We start from the raw sequence: 1,223 nt of genomic DNA on the forward strand, positions 1-1,223 counted from the left end.
TATAGGAATCCTATTTGAGTTTTGAACAAACTCCGTACATCTGAAGAGTGGCAAAATCAAAAGTAGTGTGTCGAATAAACCACTCAAACATCCACTTTAAATGCGAGAAGGAAGGTATCAACGCACAGAAACGCCTCACCCATGTTTTGGCTTGTAACCAAATATCCTCTATAGGATTTTGTTCGGGACAATTAGGAGCAAAGCGAACACATTGTATTTTCCATTGTTCGGGTTCCAAACCTTGATTAATCTCTGCCAAAAAACCTCGAATCTCTTTGGAGCGATGATAAGTAGCGCCATCCCACAAAACTAGTAATTGCTGCTCACCAGACTCATTGAGCAGATATCGGAGGTAATCAATAGTATTTTCTGAGTTGCCCTTGTCATAAGCTTTCAGCAGTAATTGTCCTTCAAGATAGTCTACAGCCCCGTAATATGTCTGTTTTTCTCGCTCATTTACTACCGGAACTGTGATTTCTTGGTCAGTTTTGCCCCACACATAACCAACAGCATCTCCCCACATTAAATGACACTCATCAATCAGGAATACTCTCAACTTTCCTGTCTCGATTTCAACGCGGTGGTTTGCCAATAATGTTTCAATCTCTTTTTTTTTTCTGCTACAGCATCTGGATTGGCTTTAGGATTCGATTTTGTGGTTTTCTTCCAACTGATTCCTGCTTCGGAGAACAGGTCGTAGTAACTTTGTTTTGACTCATAAACTACGTCGTACTCAAAAGCCAACTTATATTCGAGTTCGCCAAGCTCCCAGATATCTTTGGTTTGTAGCCAACTCAAAACTTCTTCTCGTTGTGCGCTCAAAAGGTAGCTCTTTCTTCCCTTATAGGAAAGCCGCAGTCCGTCAATTCCACCTTCTTCGTAGGCTTGCTTCCAACCTGTTATTGACCCTCGTGATACGTCTAAAATTGTCTGAATTTCATCATATAAGTAACCTTGATAAACCAGCTTTACTGCCAACGCTTTCCTGACCTCACGCGCATCTGGACGCAGAGCTATAAAATCTTGCAATTTGGCGATTGCCTCCTCCTGAGCGCTCCGCGCAATTGCATCCAGTAACATTTCCTCTGTTGACTGTTCCTGCGATACTTCTACTGTCAGTTTGGCAGTTTGTGAATGCTGACTTATCATTGTTATCTGTTAGACTTGTATACCTCCCCGTATTTTCTCTTAGTCTTGTTCAGAAATCAAATAGGAGTCCTATA

The 1,223-nt window shown here is 41.6% G+C and carries 1 protein-coding gene; it reads right to left on the minus strand.

Annotated elements, in window-relative coordinates; genetic code table 11:
* Positions 1–10: 10 nt before the first annotated feature.
* A protein-coding gene (locus ACM0OP_RS24140; protein WP_414530940.1) for an IS630 family transposase occupies positions 11–1,149 on the minus strand; the annotation gives its coding sequence in 2 pieces (ribosomal slippage) (positions 11–618 and positions 618–1,149; 1,140 coding nt in all).
* Between the last annotated feature and the right edge of the window lie 74 nt (positions 1,150–1,223).

This window comes from Nodularia chucula CCY0103, from assembly GCF_963923915.1.
Classification (GTDB): domain Bacteria; phylum Cyanobacteriota; class Cyanobacteriia; order Cyanobacteriales; family Nostocaceae; genus Nodularia; species Nodularia chucula.